15 protein-coding genes are annotated in these 15029 nt (G+C 73.0%); 8 read left to right on the top strand and 7 right to left on the bottom strand.

Annotated features, from left to right (window positions below; all coding sequences use genetic code 11):
- Window positions 1-28: 28 nt before the first annotated feature.
- Complete coding sequence (locus ACQPWW_RS09070) at window positions 29-880, bottom strand: hypothetical protein (RefSeq protein WP_433130995.1); 852 nt, start codon at window positions 878-880, stop codon at window positions 29-31.
- Between the two features lie 184 nt (window positions 881-1064).
- Between ACQPWW_RS09070 and ACQPWW_RS09065 the strand changes: the two genes are divergently transcribed.
- From ACQPWW_RS09065 to ACQPWW_RS09045, 5 genes are all read left to right on the top strand, one after another.
- Window positions 1065-1733: a class I SAM-dependent methyltransferase gene (locus ACQPWW_RS09065; RefSeq protein ID WP_355029349.1), complete on the top strand. Its 669-nt coding sequence runs from the start codon at window positions 1065-1067 to the stop codon at window positions 1731-1733.
- Between the two features lie 9 nt (window positions 1734-1742).
- The gene (locus ACQPWW_RS09060) at window positions 1743-2921 is read left to right on the top strand and encodes a cytochrome P450 (RefSeq protein ID WP_433130992.1); all 1179 of its coding nucleotides are present in this window, start codon (window positions 1743-1745) and stop codon (window positions 2919-2921) included.
- Between the two features lie 35 nt (window positions 2922-2956).
- Window positions 2957-3799, top strand: coding sequence for a polysaccharide deacetylase family protein (locus tag ACQPWW_RS09055; RefSeq protein ID WP_433130990.1), 843 nt, complete (start codon window positions 2957-2959; stop codon window positions 3797-3799).
- 88 nt (window positions 3800-3887) lie between these two features.
- Window positions 3888-4820, top strand: coding sequence for an ATP-binding cassette domain-containing protein (locus ACQPWW_RS09050; RefSeq protein WP_433130988.1), 933 nt, complete (start codon window positions 3888-3890; stop codon window positions 4818-4820).
- Window positions 4817-5638: an ABC transporter permease subunit gene (locus ACQPWW_RS09045; RefSeq protein WP_433130985.1), complete on the top strand. Its 822-nt coding sequence runs from the start codon at window positions 4817-4819 to the stop codon at window positions 5636-5638. The genes ACQPWW_RS09050 and ACQPWW_RS09045 overlap by 4 nt, the downstream gene beginning before the upstream one ends.
- 37 nt (window positions 5639-5675) lie before the next feature.
- Here the strand turns inward: ACQPWW_RS09045 and ACQPWW_RS09040 are convergent, their stop codons facing one another.
- Genes ACQPWW_RS09040 through ACQPWW_RS09025 form a run of 4 tightly spaced genes read right to left on the bottom strand, consistent with a single transcriptional unit; the run spans window position 5676 to window position 9913 of the window.
- Entirely contained in the window at window positions 5676-6293 is a 618-nt protein-coding gene (locus ACQPWW_RS09040; RefSeq protein ID WP_433134232.1) for a response regulator, read from the bottom strand.
- On the bottom strand, window positions 6223-7917 hold the full coding sequence (locus ACQPWW_RS09035) for a histidine kinase (protein ID WP_433130983.1): 1695 nt from the start codon (window positions 7915-7917) through the stop codon (window positions 6223-6225). Before ACQPWW_RS09035 ends, ACQPWW_RS09040 begins: the two co-directional genes overlap by 71 nt.
- Before the next feature lie 54 nt (window positions 7918-7971).
- Window positions 7972-8697, bottom strand: a complete 726-nt coding sequence (gene bioD, locus ACQPWW_RS09030) for a dethiobiotin synthase (protein ID WP_433130981.1) — start codon at window positions 8695-8697, stop codon at window positions 7972-7974.
- 55 nt (window positions 8698-8752) lie between these two features.
- Entirely contained in the window at window positions 8753-9913 is a 1161-nt protein-coding gene (locus ACQPWW_RS09025) for an 8-amino-7-oxononanoate synthase (protein WP_433130979.1), read from the bottom strand.
- 167 nt (window positions 9914-10080) lie between these two features.
- On the opposite strand from ACQPWW_RS09025, the gene bioB reads away from it, so the two are divergent.
- Genes bioB through ACQPWW_RS09010 form a run of 3 tightly spaced genes read left to right on the top strand, consistent with a single transcriptional unit; the run spans window position 10081 to window position 11784 of the window.
- Entirely contained in the window at window positions 10081-11076 is a 996-nt protein-coding gene (gene bioB / locus ACQPWW_RS09020) for a biotin synthase BioB (protein WP_425772794.1), read from the top strand.
- Window positions 11037-11273, top strand: a complete 237-nt coding sequence (locus ACQPWW_RS09015; protein ID WP_433134230.1) for a hypothetical protein — start codon at window positions 11037-11039, stop codon at window positions 11271-11273. The genes bioB and ACQPWW_RS09015 overlap by 40 nt, the downstream gene beginning before the upstream one ends.
- A 4-nt stretch (window positions 11274-11277) precedes the next feature.
- A complete protein-coding gene (locus ACQPWW_RS09010) occupies window positions 11278-11784 on the top strand; it encodes a GNAT family N-acetyltransferase (RefSeq protein ID WP_433130977.1) in 507 nt (168 codons plus the stop codon).
- Window position 11785: 1 nt separating this feature from the next.
- Here the strand turns inward: ACQPWW_RS09010 and ACQPWW_RS09005 are convergent, their stop codons facing one another.
- Window positions 11786-12313, bottom strand: coding sequence for a DUF488 domain-containing protein (locus tag ACQPWW_RS09005; protein WP_433130975.1), 528 nt, complete (start codon window positions 12311-12313; stop codon window positions 11786-11788).
- 199 nt (window positions 12314-12512) lie between these two features.
- A complete protein-coding gene (locus tag ACQPWW_RS09000) occupies window positions 12513-14993 on the bottom strand; it encodes a non-reducing end alpha-L-arabinofuranosidase family hydrolase (RefSeq protein ID WP_433130973.1) in 2481 nt (826 codons plus the stop codon).
- Between the last annotated feature and the right edge of the window lie 36 nt (window positions 14994-15029).

The raw sequence follows: 15029 nt of genomic DNA, 5'->3' as shown, positions 1-15029 counted from the left end.
ACCACCCGCCGGCCCCCACGTCCCCCGATCAGCGGCGGGCCGGTCGCCACCGGTCGGCCGACATCGGCCGCTCCCAGCGCCGGTCCACCGGCGGGTCCTCGGCCTCGTCGGCCGGGGTCCGGGTCAGGTGGCGCAGCCGCAGCAGCAACCCCATTCCGAGGAAGAGCAGCAGCCCGCCGAGCAGGAACGCGGCCTGCACCACGCCGAACCCACCGGCCTGCGAGACCGGGCGGCCGGCCGGTGGGGCGGCGTCGGCCGGGTAGTCCCCCACCGGCTCCGCCGCCGACGTGTCCTCCTCGACCGGAACGCTCGCCGGGTCGCTGGGTGGCGCCGGGGTGGCGCTCGGCTTCGGCGTACCGGTCGGGGTGGCGCCCGCGCCCCGCACCGAGCGGGTGGCCGTCTGCCGGGCCAGCAGACGCGCGTTGGCGTCGTACGCCTCGGCGGCGAGGGTGACCCGCCCCTCTGCGACGTCCTCGGCGAAGGCCACCCGGTAGCGTGCCGTGACCGTACGGCCCGGACAGAGCGTGCCCGGGTCGAACTGCCGGTCGGTCAGCCGGGCCACGTCACCCTCGGTCCGGATCTCCACGGGAAAGTCCCCGGTCTCCTCCACCCGATCCATCTTCACCTGGTCGAGCCGGATGCCCCGCACGCTGAGCACCATCGACCAACGCACCTTCACGCATCCGCCGCGCCGATCCGTCTGGGACACCACAGCGGAGATCGTCCGCACCTGATCGCCGGCGGTGAACCGGGCCGGCAGGCCGCTCATCTCGGTGGCGAAGGCCGCCTGCGCCGGCGCGGCCAGGGTCAGCACCGCCCCCGTCACGCCGGCAACCAACGCCCCGACCCGCAGCGCGTACCGCCACACGATCACCACCACCCCGCCTCTTCTCGTCGCTCCCGGAAAACGCTAGGAGGAAACGGGCGGGCCGGACAGAGGGGTGTCTTCGCATCGGACGCCAAGGACAACCGGTGATTTCACCGAGAGTGGTGAACCGCTGACCCGTACGGGCGCTTCCCCCTCCATCCGCCGCCGCGGTTTGCCGGTGCGCGAGAATCGCCAGGTGTCCGAGCTCTCCAGCACGTTCGTCCGGCTGCACGCCCGGCTGGCCCCGGTCCCCTTCGTCCCCGAGGTGCGACTGCACCAGGCCGACGAGCCGATCGGGCTGTGGGAGCTGACCGAGGGCGAGTTCTCCACCGACCGGCCGCCGCCGTTCTGGGCGTTCGCCTGGGCCGGCGGACAGGCCCTCGCCCGCTACGTGACCGACCACCCGGAGCTGGTCGCCGGCCGCCGGGTGCTCGACCTCGCCTCCGGCTCCGGTCTGGTGGCCATCGCCGCCGCCCGCGCCGGGGCGGCAGCGGTGCGCGCCGTCGAGGTGGACGAGCTGGCGGTGGCGGCCGTCGCGCTGAACGCCGAGGCCAACGGGGTACGCGTCGACGCCGAGTTCGGCGACATCCTCGACTCCGACGCGGGGGACGCCGAGGTGGTGCTCGCCGGTGACGTCTTCTACAGCGACGCGATGGCCCGGCGGGTGCTGCGCTTCCTGCTGCGCGCCGCCCGGGCCGGGGCGCCGGCGCTTGTCGGTGACCCCGGCCGGGCGTTCCTGCCCCGCGACCGCTTCGACGAGTTGGCCGCGTACGACGTGCCGGTGCCGGAGGCGCTGGAGAGCGTCCGGGTGAAGCGCACCACCGTCTGGCAGTTGCGCGCCGGCCTGCCGGGAGCCGCCCGCTAGCGTGTCGACGTGCTCTTCTCCAGCTGGGGGTCCGCGGTCCAGGCACCCTGGCCGGACGTCGCCGAGGTGAGCGACCACGTCGGCGTACGCCACCTGGTCGTCACCCGGCACGCGCTGGTCCGTCAGGTCCTGGCCGACCCGGTCGGCTACCGGCCGGACAACGCGCTGGACGCTGTGACACCGATGCCGGTGACCGCGCTGCGGGTGCTCGCCGGGCACCGGTTCCGGCTGCCGCCGACCCTGGCGAACAACTCGGGCGCCAGCCATCCCCAGATCCGGGCGATCGTCGCGGCGGCGTTGCACCCCGAGCGGGTCGCCGCGCAGCGGCCCTGGCTCACCGCGCTGGTCCGGGACCGGGTCGCCCGGCTCGGGGCCCGGCTCGACGGAGGGGCGCCCGTCGACCTGTACGCGGACCTCGCCGCCGACCTGCCGCTGCTGGTGCTGGCCCGGCTGGTCGAGCTGCCGGACGCGCCCGTCGGCGCGGTCAAGGAGTTCGCCCGCGCCGCGCTGGAGCTGTTCTGGGCGCCGCTGGACGCCGACCGGCAGCTGGCGCTCGCCGCCGAGGTGGGCCGGTTCCACCGCGTACTGCGGGACTTCGCGGCCACCGGCGGCGGGTTGGCCGGCGAACTGCGCGCGGCCGGGCACTCGCCGGACGTGGTGGTCGGCGCGCTCTTCTTCCTGTTGGTCGCCGGGCAGGAGACCACCTCGCAGTTCCTCACCCTGCTGCTGCACCGGCTGGCCGGGGAGCCCGCGGTGCGGGCCGGCCTGCGCGCCGGCGAGGTCGCGGTGGCCGACGTCGTGGAGGAGGGGCTGCGACTGGAGCCGCCGATCGTCACCTGGCGGCGGGTGGCGACGACGGACCGCACGCTGGGCGGTACGGCGGTGCCGGCGGGCAGCAGCCTCGTGCTCTGGCTGGGCCGCGCCGGCCGTGACCCGGCGGTCGTCGAGGCGCCCGACGAGTTCCGGCCGGGCCAGCGTGGGTCCCGCCGCCACCTGGCGTTCGGGGCGGGCGCCCACCGCTGTGTCGGTGACGTGCTGGCCCGGATGGAGGCGGCCGTGGTGGTTGCCGAGGCCGCACCGCTGCTGGACGGGGTGACGGTGGTCCGCCCGCCCTGGTGCCCGGACAATCTCACCTTCCGGATGCCGGACGCCTTCGTCGTCCGCCGCTCGGCGGGGGAACCGGCCTGACCGGATCCTGATCTCGCTTCGGTAGGTTTCCGGGCGTGTCAGCGACCCCCGCTCGTCGGATCCTCGCCGTCGTACCAGTTCTGGCCCTGCTGGTGCTGAGTGCCTGCACAGCCGGCGGCACGGTGCACGCCCGGCAGATCACCGTGGGCCAGCCGGCCCTGTCCGCCGCACCTGCCGCGCCGTCGGCCTCGCCGTCCCCGACGGCGAAGCCCACACCGGGAAGCCTGGACTGGTACGTGTCCCAGGTGCCGACCTTCCCCGAGGCGCCGCCACCGCAACCGGTGCCGCTGCCCGCGACCGGCCCGGCCCAGTTCTGGCACCGCCTGCCGACCGACCAGAAGGTCGCCTTCATCACCATCGACGACGGTGGGCTGGCCCGCCCGCCCGAGGTGGCCGACTTCGTCTGGCGGGCGCACATCCCGGTGACGATGTTCCTCAACTCACCGGCGGCGGAGGAGCACACCGACTACTTCCGGCAGATCATGGTGGCGGGCGGGGTCGTCGAGAACCACACAATCACGCACACCTCGCTGGCCGGCCGGTCGTACGACCGCCAGAAGCACGAGATCTGCGGGGCGGCGGACAAGCTGCAAGCGTTGTACGGCAAGCGACCGACCCTGTTCCGGCCACCGTTCGGCGAGCATGACAGCACCACGTTGACGGCGGCGTACGACTGCGGCGCGAAGGCGGTCTTCCACTGGACCGAGACCGTGCACGAGGGGAAGGTGCGCTACCAGACCCCGGAGAAGGTGGTGCACCCCGGCGACGTGCTGCTCATGCACTTCCGGCCGGCGCTGATGGACGACCTGCTCGCCGCGCTCAAGGCGATCCACCGAGCCGGGCTCACGCCGGCGCTGCTGGAGGACTACGTGCGCTGACCGTTCGCCGACGACCTGACGAAAGTAAGGGTCGGGTGGTGCCGTTCGGGCGCGGTGCGACAACGGGCCGCGCGCCTACCGTCAGCGCATGATCACTTTACGTGGGTTGACGAAACGGTTCGGGGCGACCGTCGCGGTCGACGCGTTGACCGTCGACGTCGCGCCCGGCCGGGTCACCGGCTTTCTCGGCCCCAACGGTGCCGGCAAGTCCACCACCATGCGGATGATCCTCGGGCTGGACCGCCCCACCGCCGGACAGGCCCTGATCGGCGGGCGCGCGTACCGGGAACTGCGCCGGCCGCTGCACGAGGTGGGCGCGCTGCTCGACGCCCGAGCCATCCACCCGACCCGCTCCGGCCGGGCGCACCTGCTGGCCATGGCCCGCAGCAACGGCATCCCCGACCGCCGGGTCGACGAGGTGCTGGACACCGTCGGGTTGGACGGCCGGGCCGCCGGCAAACCGGGTCGGACCCTCTCCCTCGGCATGGGCCAGCGGCTCGGCATCGCCGGCGCGCTGCTCGGCGACCCGCCGGTGCTGATGTTCGACGAGCCGGTGAACGGCCTCGACCCGGACGGTGTGCGCTGGGTCCGGCAGCTCATGCGCTCGCTGGCCGACCAGGGGAAGACCATCTTCGTCTCCAGCCACCTGATGAGCGAGATGCAGCTCACCGCCGACCAACTCGTGGTGATCGGCAGAGGCCGGCTGATCGTCGACGCGCCGATCGGCGACGTGATCGCCAGCAGTACGGTCGCCGTCCGGGTGCGCAGCCCGCACCCGGACGGGCTGGCCGCCCTGGCCGCGCGCCTCACGGCCGCCGGCGCGAGCGTGACGGCGGCCGACCGCGACGGGCTGACCGTCACCGGCGCCACCGCGGAGCGGGTCGGTGACGCGGCGCACGAGCTGGGGGTACGACTGCACGAGCTGAGCCCGCACGGCGCGTCGCTGGAGCAGGCGTTCATGGAGCTGACCGCCGACAGCGTCGAGTACGCCGGCGGTCCGACCGAGGGTGGGCAGCGATGAGCACGCGGACCGAGGTGGGCACCCGTTCCGCCACCGCGCCGGCCGCCGGTGCGCCGGCCGCCTTCCGGGGAGCGCTGGCCGCCGAGTGGACCAAGCTGTTCTCGGTGCGCAGCACCTGGTGGACGGCGCTGGCCGGGCTGCTGGTGATGGCCGCGAGCGCCGGCCAGCTCGCCATCTACGCCGCCAACGCCAACACCAACGACGACCCGGCCGACGACCGGGGGATCGTCACCGTCGGCAGCGTGCTTGTCGACTCGGTCGAGTTGACCCAGTACGCGGTGCTGGCGTTGGGCCTGCTCGCGATCACCGCCGAGTTCACGAGCGGCACCATCCGGACCACCTTGCAGTGCACGCCGTCGCGCGGTCGGGTGCTGCTGGCCAAGGCCGTGGTCACCGGCACTGTCACCTTCGCCCTCGGGTTGCTGCTCGGCGGCGTCGGCGCCCTCGTCGCCCGGCCGGTCCTCGGCGAGTGGGGCAGCGCGCCGGCCGCCGGCACCATCGGCGACATCGTGGCGGTGGCGGCCTACCTGGCGCTGGTCGGCGTGCTCGCGCTGGGCCTCGGCGCCGCGTTGCGCAGCGCGGTGCTCACCATCGTCGTCCTCTTCGCCACCCTGATGATCGTGCCGCTGTCCCTCCAGGAACCGGACATCGACCTGCTGAACCGGATCGCCGACGGGTTCCCCGGCGTGGCCGGCGGGCACTTCATGGCCGGCGACACCGAGCCGTACCCGAGCCTGGTCGGGCTGCTCCTGCTCGCCGGATGGGCCGCTGCCGCGCTGCTGCTGGGCCGGGCCGCGCTGCGCCGCCGCGACGCGTAGGTCGCACCGGCTGAGCGGGGGTCGTCACGGTCCCCGCTCAGCCGTCGACAAGCCCCGCCTCGTACGCGAGGATCGCCGCCTGCACCCGGTTACGCACGTCCAGCCGGGTGAAGATGCTTGTCAGGTAACTCTTCACGGTGCCCTCCACCAGGTGCAGCCGGCGGGCGATCTCGGCGTTGGACAGCCCCGCCCCGACCAGGGCCAGCACCTCCCGTTCCCGCTCGGTCAACCCGGCCGTACGGTCCCGCGCGGCGGGCCGGCGGGCCAACCGCCCGGCACCCAGCTCGATCACCCGACGGGCCACGGTCGGCGACAGGTACGCGCCGCCCTCGGCGACGGCGTGCACACCGGCGATCAGCTCACGCGGGTCACCGGCCTTGAGCAGGAACCCGTTGGCGCCGTGCCCGAGCGCGCGGGCCACGTGGTCGTCCTCGCCGAACGTGGTCAGCATGATCGTCGCGGTCTCCGGCACCACCCGGCGGATCTCGGCGGCGGCGGCCAACCCGTCCAGCCGCGGCATCCGGATGTCCAACAGCGCGACCCGAGGTCGGTGCGCACGGACCAACTCCACAGCGGCGCGCCCGTCAGCGGCCTCGGCGACCACCTCGATCCCCGGATCGGCGGCGAGGATGGCCCGGACGCCGGCCCGGACCATTGCCTCGTCGTCGGCAAGCACCACCCGCACCGGCCCTACGCCGGCCCTGTCGGTGTCCACTACGCGATCGACTCCTTGCTGGCCAACCGGCCATCGGTGAAGCAGAGTTGCCAGGTCGGTTGGGCCAGCGGGAAGTTGCCGTCGGTGTAGTACTCGCAGCCGGCCCGGTCCGCCCCCGCGGGGCGTTCCAGGTGCCGCCGGGGCAGACCGTCCAGCTCCGACCTGGCCGTGCCGACGCGCATCTGTTCGAAGGTGGCCCGGTCCAGCACCGTCCCGGCGGTCGCCACCGGGTAGTAGACGAACGAGAGCACCAGGGCGAAGCCGGCCGGCGCCAGGAGCGCCACCCACAGACTGCGCCGGACCGCCGGCGGGCGTCGTGCAGCCGCCGCTCCGCGTCCACCGGTCGCTCCACCGGACCGGGCGCGCCGGCACCGGATCGTGCTGCCCGGCCCATCGGCCCGATCGCCTCCACCGGCGGCGCGCCGGCCGGCAACGCCGCCACCACGGCGAACCCGCCGCCGGCGCGGGGTCCGGCGTCGAGCGTCCCACCGGCGAGGCGGACCCGCTCGGCGAGGGCGAGCAACCCGCTTCCCTGCGACGGCGGCGCGGGCAGCGGCTCAGCCGGCGGGGCGCCGTTGACCACGCGCACCTCGACCCGTTCACCGTCGTGGGTGAGGCGCACGTCGACAGGGGCGCCCGGCGCGTACCGGGCGGCGTTTGTCAGCGCCTCCCGGACCACCCGGTGGGCCGCGTGGCCGGTCATCGCCGGCAGCTCCGCGACCGACGGGGCGGCGTCCAGCCGTACCGCCATCCCGGCCTCCCGGGCATTCTCGACAAGGTCGGCGAGCGTCTCCCCACTCGGACGCACCGACGCGCCCCCGTCCTCGCGGAGCACCCCGATGATCTCGTGCAGTCGCTCGGTGGCGGCGGCGACGCTGACCCGCAACTCCCCCGCCGCGGCCCGGTGCCGCTCGTCGAGGTCGGCGGCCACCTCCAGGGCGGCGGCGCGCAACGCGATCAGGCTGAGATCGTGACCCAGCGAGTCGTGCATCTCCCCGGCGATCCGGGCCCGTTCCCGCAGCCGGATCCGCTCGGCGGCGCCGTGCTTCTCGCGGGTCAGCGCCTCGACGTGGCGACGACCGGCATCGGTCAACTCCTGCTGCTGACGCCGGTACCGGCCTACCAACCAGGGGAACACCGCGGCGAAGAGCAGCACCGAGGCCAGCAGGAACCAGGTGGCCGCGCCGGTGCCGAGCAGACCCAGGTTGAGCGCCGTGCCGCCGGCCGCGATCAGCACGAACACCCCGGCGGCCGGGCCGGCGGAAGCGGTACGCCGCCCCGCGAGGTAGCTGAAGACGGGGATCGCGAAGACGAAGTTGCCGTCGACGACCGACCCGGACACCGCCAGCACGAGGGCGACAAGCGGTGTGCGCCGACCCACCGCCACGGCCACGCCGAGCAGCAGCAGCTTGCCGACCAGCAGGGGCACCGCGTACCGCGGGTAGGGCGGGCTGACCCCGGCATAGCCGACCGGGGCCGCGACGACCGCCCAGAGCAGCGCGTCCAGCAGCAGGCGACGCCGCCGATCCAACGGACCGGGCGGCGAGGAGTCGAGGATCCGCACGGCGGCCAGGCTACCCACGCCCGACCTGCGCGGACACCGACGAAAGTCAGGTGTTCAGCCGCTCTCCTCGGCCCACACCCGCCAGTCGTCGAGCACGCCGTGCAGGGCCGGAGTCAGCCAGCCCGGCGCGGAGCGCCGGAACACGCCCGGATCCATCGCGCCGGCGCCGTCGGGCAGCGCGCCGAGCAGATTCGGCACCAGATCGGTGAGGTTGGTCCAGTGCACCAACTCCGGCCGGCTGGGCCAGGCCCCGATGACCACGCCGGCCGGCACCGCCCGCCGGTCGAGCGCCTCCAGGGTCAGCGCGGTGTGGTTGAGCGTGCCCAACCCGGCGCGGGCGACCACCACGGCGGGCGCGCCGAGCGACACCGCCAGGTCGGCCACCGTCCACGGCTCCCCCGACGGACGCAACCCCATCGGAACCAGCAACCCACCCGCGCCCTCGATCAACACCAGGTCGTGTTTGTCCGCCTCCGCACGGATCGCGTCCACCGCCTCGTACAACTCCAACGGCGGCAGGTCGGCGACCCGGGCGGCGGCCAACGGGGCGAGCGGGTCGGGGTAACTGGCCAGCGTGCGGCCCGTCAGTGGCGCGGCCAGCCGGTTCACTGCGTCCACGTCGCCCGGCTCACCGCCGGCCGTACCCGTCTGGCCCGGTTTGATCACCGCCACCCGCAGCCCGGCGGCCTGCGCCGCGGCGGCGATCGCCGCGGTCGCCACCGTCTTGCCGACCTCGGTGTCGGTCCCGGTAACCAGAACCGGCCCTTCCCACCCGGTCACTGGGCCACCTCTGCTCGCGACTGCGGGGCTCGCAAACCCGGCTCACTCCTCGCGCTCACGGGGCGACCTCTGCTCGCGACTGCGGCGCACACTCCACGATGACCTCCAGGGCCCGCTCGAAATCCGCCCGGGGCACCCCGGCGCTGACCGTGAGGCGCAGGCGGGAACGGCTGTCCGGGGTGGACGGTGGCCGGAAACAGCCCACCGCGACACCCCGCTCCCGGCAGTCGGCGGCCCAGGCGGTGGCCGCCTCCGGCCCGGGGGCGGTCACCGAGATGACCGCCGCGTCCGGCGCGGAGACGGCCAACCCGGCCGCACGCAGTCGACCGACCGCCAGCCGCACCCGGTCGGACAGCTCCGCGCGCAGGTCGTCACCGACCCGGGCCAGCCGCAGCGCGGCGTGCACCCCGGCGGCGACCGCCGGTGGGAGCGCGGTGTCGAAGATGAACGTGCGCCCGGTCTCCACCAGATGCCTGACGAACTCGGCCGGACCGGCGACCACGCCACCGGCGCCACCGAGCGCCTTGGACAGGGTGGCGGTCACCAGCACGTCCGGTGCGCCGGCCAGCCCCGCGGCGACCACCGCGCCGGCGCCGCCCGGACCGGTCACGCCGAGCGCGTGCGCGTCGTCGACGAGCAGGAGCGCACCGTGCCGGCGGGCCACCGCGTGCAGCCGGGCCAGCGGCGCGAGGTCACCGTCGACCGAGAAGACCGACTCCGTCACCACCACCGCCGGGCGGCCCGGAGCGGCCGCGAGCGCGGCGGCCACGGCGGCCACGTCGGCGTGCGGGGTGACCACCGTCTCCGCCCCGGAGATCCGGCAGCCGTCGATCAGGGACGCGTGGTTGTGGGCGTCGGAGACGAGCAGCGTACGAGGTTGGACGAGCGCCCGCAGCGCACCGAGGTTGGCCAGGTAGCCGGAGGAGAAGACGAGGGCGCGATCGGTGCCGAGCCACTGCGCCAGCTCGTCCTCAAGCGCCTGGTGGGCGTCGGTGGAACCCCGCACCAGGCGGGACCCGGTGGCCCCCAGCCCGTACGCCGACAGCGCCGCCACGGCCGCGGCGGTGACCTCCGGGTGGGTGGCCAGACCGAGGTAGTCGTTGCCGGCCAGGTCGGTCACCCCGTCGCCAGCGGGTCGCGGGTGCAGCCGCCGGGTCAGCCCGGCCTTCGCCCGTAACTGCGCGCGGCGGTCGAGCGCCGCCAGCCAGTCCGCCACCGTCACCCCTTCGCCGCCGTCCGCGCCGGTCAGCCCGACACCCGCCGGGCGAAATTACCACCCGCCACCGTCAGCCCGACGGATCCACTCGACCTGGGCGGTCACCGGCGGCCAGGCCATTCCGGCTGATCGGGGGGCCTGGACCCCGGCCTAGTAGGGTACGAGCCATGCCAGAGATCCTCGACCAGGCCCGGACCCAGGTGCTGGGTGACGGTGTCGGCCTCGACCAGGCCGGCATCCTCGCGGTGCTGAACCTGCCCGACGAGCACCTGCCCGCCGCCCTGCAACTCGCCCACGACGTGCGGATGCGCTGGTGCGGTCCCGAGGTCGAGGTCGAGGGCATCGTGTCGCTGAAGACCGGCGGCTGCCCGGAGGACTGCCACTTCTGCTCCCAGTCGGGCCTGTTCACCTCCCCCGTGCGGTCGGTCTGGCTGGACATCCCGTCGCTTGTCGAGGCCGCGAAGCAGACCGCGAAGACGGGCGCGACCGAGTTCTGCATCGTGGCCGCGGTGCGCGGCCCGGACGCCCGGCTCATGAAGCAGATGCGCGAGGGTGTCGCCGCCATCAAGGCGGAGGTCGACATCCAGGTCGCCGCGTCGCTGGGCATGCTCACCCAGGAGCAGGTCGACGACCTTGTCGACATGGGCGTGCACCGGTACAACCACAACCTGGAGACCTGCCGGTCGTACTTCCCCAACGTGGTCACCACGCACTCCTGGGAGGAGCGCTGGGAGACGCTGCGGATGGTGCGCGACTCCGGCATGGAGGTGTGCTGCGGTGGCATTCTCGGCCTCGGCGAGACCGTCGAGCAGCGGGCGGAGTTCGCCGCGCAGCTCGCCGAGTTGAATCCGCACGAGGTGCCGCTCAACTTCCTCAACCCCCGGCCGGGCACGCCACTCGGTGACCGCCCGGTGGTGGAGGGCAAGGACGCGCTGCGGGCCATCGCCGCGTTCCGGCTGGCCATGCCACGGACCATCCTCCGGTACGCGGGCGGTCGGGAGATCACCCTCGGTGACCTGGGCACCCGCGACGGTCTGCTCGGCGGCATCAACGCGGTGATCGTCGGCAACTACCTGACCACGCTGGGTCGGCCGGCGACAGCCGACCTGGACCTGCTCGACGAATTGAAGATGCCGGTCAAGGCGCTTTCTGCCACGCTGTGACGACAATGACGACGACCGAGGTGTGGTGTGACAGGTGCGGTGAGCCGGCGACGGCCGCCGCCCACCCGGGCTGCGCCTCGGCCCGCCAGTTGGAGCCGCCCCGGTTCTGCCAGCGGTGCCGCCGCCGGATGAAGGTGCAGGTGCTGCCGGTCGGCTGGTCGGCGGTCTGCGTCGAGCACGGCGAGATCCGGGGCTGAGCCGGTGCTGCGCGGGCGGGCGGTGACCCTGCGACCGGCGACGGTCGCGGACGTGCCGGCCCTCGCGGCGATCCGGGCCGCCCCGGAGGTACGCCGGTGGTGGCGCGGCGGTGACGACCTCGCCGATTCCGTCCGCGCCGACCTCGGCGACGACGACCTGCACGTGTACGCCATCGAGCACGACGGCCGGGTGGTCGGTGCGATCCAGTGGCACGCCGAATCGGACCCGGACTACCGGCACGCCAGCCTGGACGTCTTCCTCGACCCGGCGGTGCGCGGCGCGGGGCTCGGCGTGGACGCGATCCGCGCCCTCACCCGGCACCTGATCGACGAGTACGGCCACCACCGCTTCACCATCGACCCGGCCGCGGCGAACAGCGCCGCGATCCGCGCGTACGCGAAGGTCGGTTTCCGCCCGGTGGGCGTGCTGCGCCGCTACGAGCGCGGCGAGGACGGGCGCTGGCACGACGGCCTTCTGATGGATCTGCTCGCCGACGACCTGGTGGAGTGACTCAGCCGTCCCAGCACAGGTGCCCGTCGGGGAGCCGGCGGGCACCCTCGGATGGCTGGTGGGGGCTGAGCCGCCCCTCCGGCATGAGGTGCGCCACCGGCGTTCCCCGACCGAGGGTCACGACGTCGGCGATCAGCCGGCGGTGGCAGCGCCACCAGAGGCTCTCGCTGCACATCACGGCCGTGGTCCGCCGGGCCGCGTCGGTGAGCACCTCGGTCAGCGCCACGTCGAACTCCGGCCTGCGGGAGTACGCGGCGTACGCCCGGAACGCGGGGACCTTCCACCAGGTGTCCGGCTCGGGGTCGCCGGCCCGGACGTGCCGGCGTCCGCCCAGGTCCGGCTCCCAGCGGTAGTCGATCCCGCACTCGGGCAACCACCGTTCAAGCTCCTCGCGGTGGACGTCCGGGTTGGTGCGGCTGGCCGGGTACCGTCGCACGTCCACGAGCATGGTCACCCCGGCGCCGGTCAGCAACTCTCCCAGCCGCACCCGGTCGGCCGTGCCGTGCCCGACGGTCAGCAACTCCCCCACACAGATGACTTGCCCGAAATCCCGGGCGGTTATCCCCGGTCCCGGGCGAGATCTTGGACAGTCACCGCTCCACCCGAGGAACGGTGACTGTCCGGGAACTCAACCTGCTCGCGGAGGAACTGGCCGGCTGAACCGGGCGGGCGTGCCCGGCACCGCACGGTGCCGGACACGCCCTGGTTCTCCGCGAACGGTTGTGCGCCTAGCGCTGGAGGGTCAGTACACCCGGCCGCCACGGCAGCAGGTTGTAGTCGCCTCCCGCACTGGGGTTCTTGCCCTGGTACAGGAACTGCAGGTTGCAGGCGTCGATGGTCTTGGTCTGGTCGGGGTTGTTGCGGACCAGGTCACCGTGGCTGATGTCGTTGGTCCACGTCGCGCCGCTGTTGGCCTTGCCGGCGAAGGGGTTGCTCTCGCTGGCGGCCTGCGGGGTCCACGAGCCGCTCAGGCTGGTGGACGTGAACGACCGGAAGTAGCGTCCCTGGCTCCCGATCGCCTCGACGATCATGAGGTACTGGTTCTGGCCCTGCACCTTGTAGACCTCGACGCCCTCGAACAGGTTGTTCGTCGAGTCGGTCATGATCGTCGTGTAGGTCGAGCCGAAGCTGCCCGGGAAGTTCCCCAGCGGCATGCTCGACCGGTAGATCTTGCCGTTGTCCCCGGCGAAGAACAGGTACATGTTCTGGTCGTCGCCGATGAGGGTCTGGTCGATCACCCCGTACGGGGCGTCGGAGAGGGTGGCGGTGGACAGCGTCTGTGCCGAGGACCAGCCGTTGGCGTTCGTCGGGTCGCTCGACGTCTTGTAGCTGAACGAGGTCGGTCCCCACTGGTACGCCAGCACCCAGATGTTCTTCGGGGCGAAGTACAGCAGCGTGGGCGCCACAGTGCCCTGGCTCATTCCGGTCTGGGTGGCCGAGGCCATGTCGGACCAGTTGGTGAACGTGCTGAAGTTCATCGAGCCGTACTGGCCACTGCTGTTGACGTTCGACCCGTAGACCAGGTGCTTGCCGTTGTAGACCACGTTTGTGAAGTCCTTGAGCGAGACCCAGCCGTTCTGCGGGTTCGTCAGCGCGCCGGTCGACGACCACCGGTAGGTCGACGGAAGCGCGCAGCCGCCCGGCGGAGCCGTGGTTGGCGGCGGCGTCGTGGTCGGCGGCGGCGTGGTCGGCGTGGTGCCGCCGAAGTCGGTCCGCCACTGCTGGTTGGTCTGCCCGTGGCAGTCGTACAGCTGGATCTGCTGGCCGTTGCCGGTGCCCCAGACGTCCAGGCACCGGCCGGACTGCACGCCGCTGATGGTGCCGTTGGAGTTGATGTTCCACTGCTGGTTTGCCCCGCTGTTGCAGTCCCAGATGACGATTCCGGTGCCGTTGGCGGTGGCCGCGCCGTTCGCGTCGAGGCACTTGCTGCCGTAGACCCTCAACTGCTTGTTCGCGGTGTACGTCCACTGCTGGTTCGACTGAGTGTGGCAGTCGTAGAGCTGGACGCGGGTGCCGTTGGTCTGCGTGGCGTTTGGCACGTCGATGCACCGGCCCGACTGCACGCCGACGATCCGGCCGGCGCCGCCGCTCGGCGGCGGCGTGGTCGGGCTCGTGGTCGGGCTCGTGGTCGGGCTCACCGTCGGGGTCGCGGTCGGGCTCGAGGTCGGGGGGGCCGCGTTGAGCGCGTTGAGGACGGAGGTGTAGGCGGCCTTCTTGTTGCCGCCGCCGTCGAAGAGCAGCGGGCTCTCGTTCGAGCGCCAGGAGTCGCTGTCGCGTACGCCCCAGACGGTGATGCCGATGCAGCGCGGCACGTTCAGGCACGCCTGGGTCAGCCCGGCGTACTGGGTGGTGGAGGAGTTGGTGACGTCGACCTCGGTCAGCGCCACGTCCACGCCGAGCGCGGCGAAGCTGGACAGCGTGGTCTGGAAGTTGCTCGGCAGCGAGCTGCCGCCGGTGAAGTGGGTTTGCAACCCGACGCAGTCGATCGGCACGCCACGGGACTTGAAGTCCTGGATCATGCGGTAGACGCCCTGCGTCTTGCCGTACGACCAGTTCTCGATGTTGTAGTCGTTGTAGCAGAGCTTGACCGACGGGTCGGCCGCCCGCGCGGTGCGGAACGCCACCTCGATCCAGTCGTTACCGGTGCCCTGGAGGTTGGACGAGCGGCGGCTGCCGTCCTCGTTGAACGCCTCGTTGACCACGTCCCACGCGGCGAGCTTGCCCCGGTAGTGGCCCATCACGCCGTTGATGTGGTCGATCATCGCCTGACGCAGGCTGCTGCCGTTCAGGCTCTGCATCCACCCCGGCTGCTGCGCGTGCCAGGCCAGGGTGTGCCCACGGACCTTCAGGCCACGCTGGGTCGCCCAGTTGTAGATCTGGTCACCGGAGTTGAAGTTGAACTGGCCCCGCTGGGGCTCCGTCGCGTCCGGCTTCATCTCGTTCTCGGCCGTGATCATGTTGAACTCACGCGCCGCGATCGTGCTGTACGTGGAATCGCCCAGCCGGCCCGCCGCGATGGCGGTGCCGAAGTACCGGCCCGACTGCGCGGCGGCCGCGCCGAGCGTGGTCGCGGCGGCGTTCGCCGAGGGCATCATCACCGCGACGGCGGCCACGGTCACGACGCTGAACGCGCCGGCGAGCAGCGCTCGGACGGCGGTTGATCGCCGTCGCCGAGTCCCGCCGCGATGAACGGATGGGCTCATTGCCATCTCGGCCTCCTTACTGGCCTACACCCGGGCCGCCGA

Origin of the sequence: Micromonospora sp. CA-240977 (genome assembly GCF_050942285.1) — a bacterium.
In the GTDB taxonomy this organism is placed as follows: domain Bacteria; phylum Actinomycetota; class Actinomycetes; order Mycobacteriales; family Micromonosporaceae; genus Micromonospora.
This window is presented reverse-complemented; position numbering and strand designations above follow the sequence as displayed.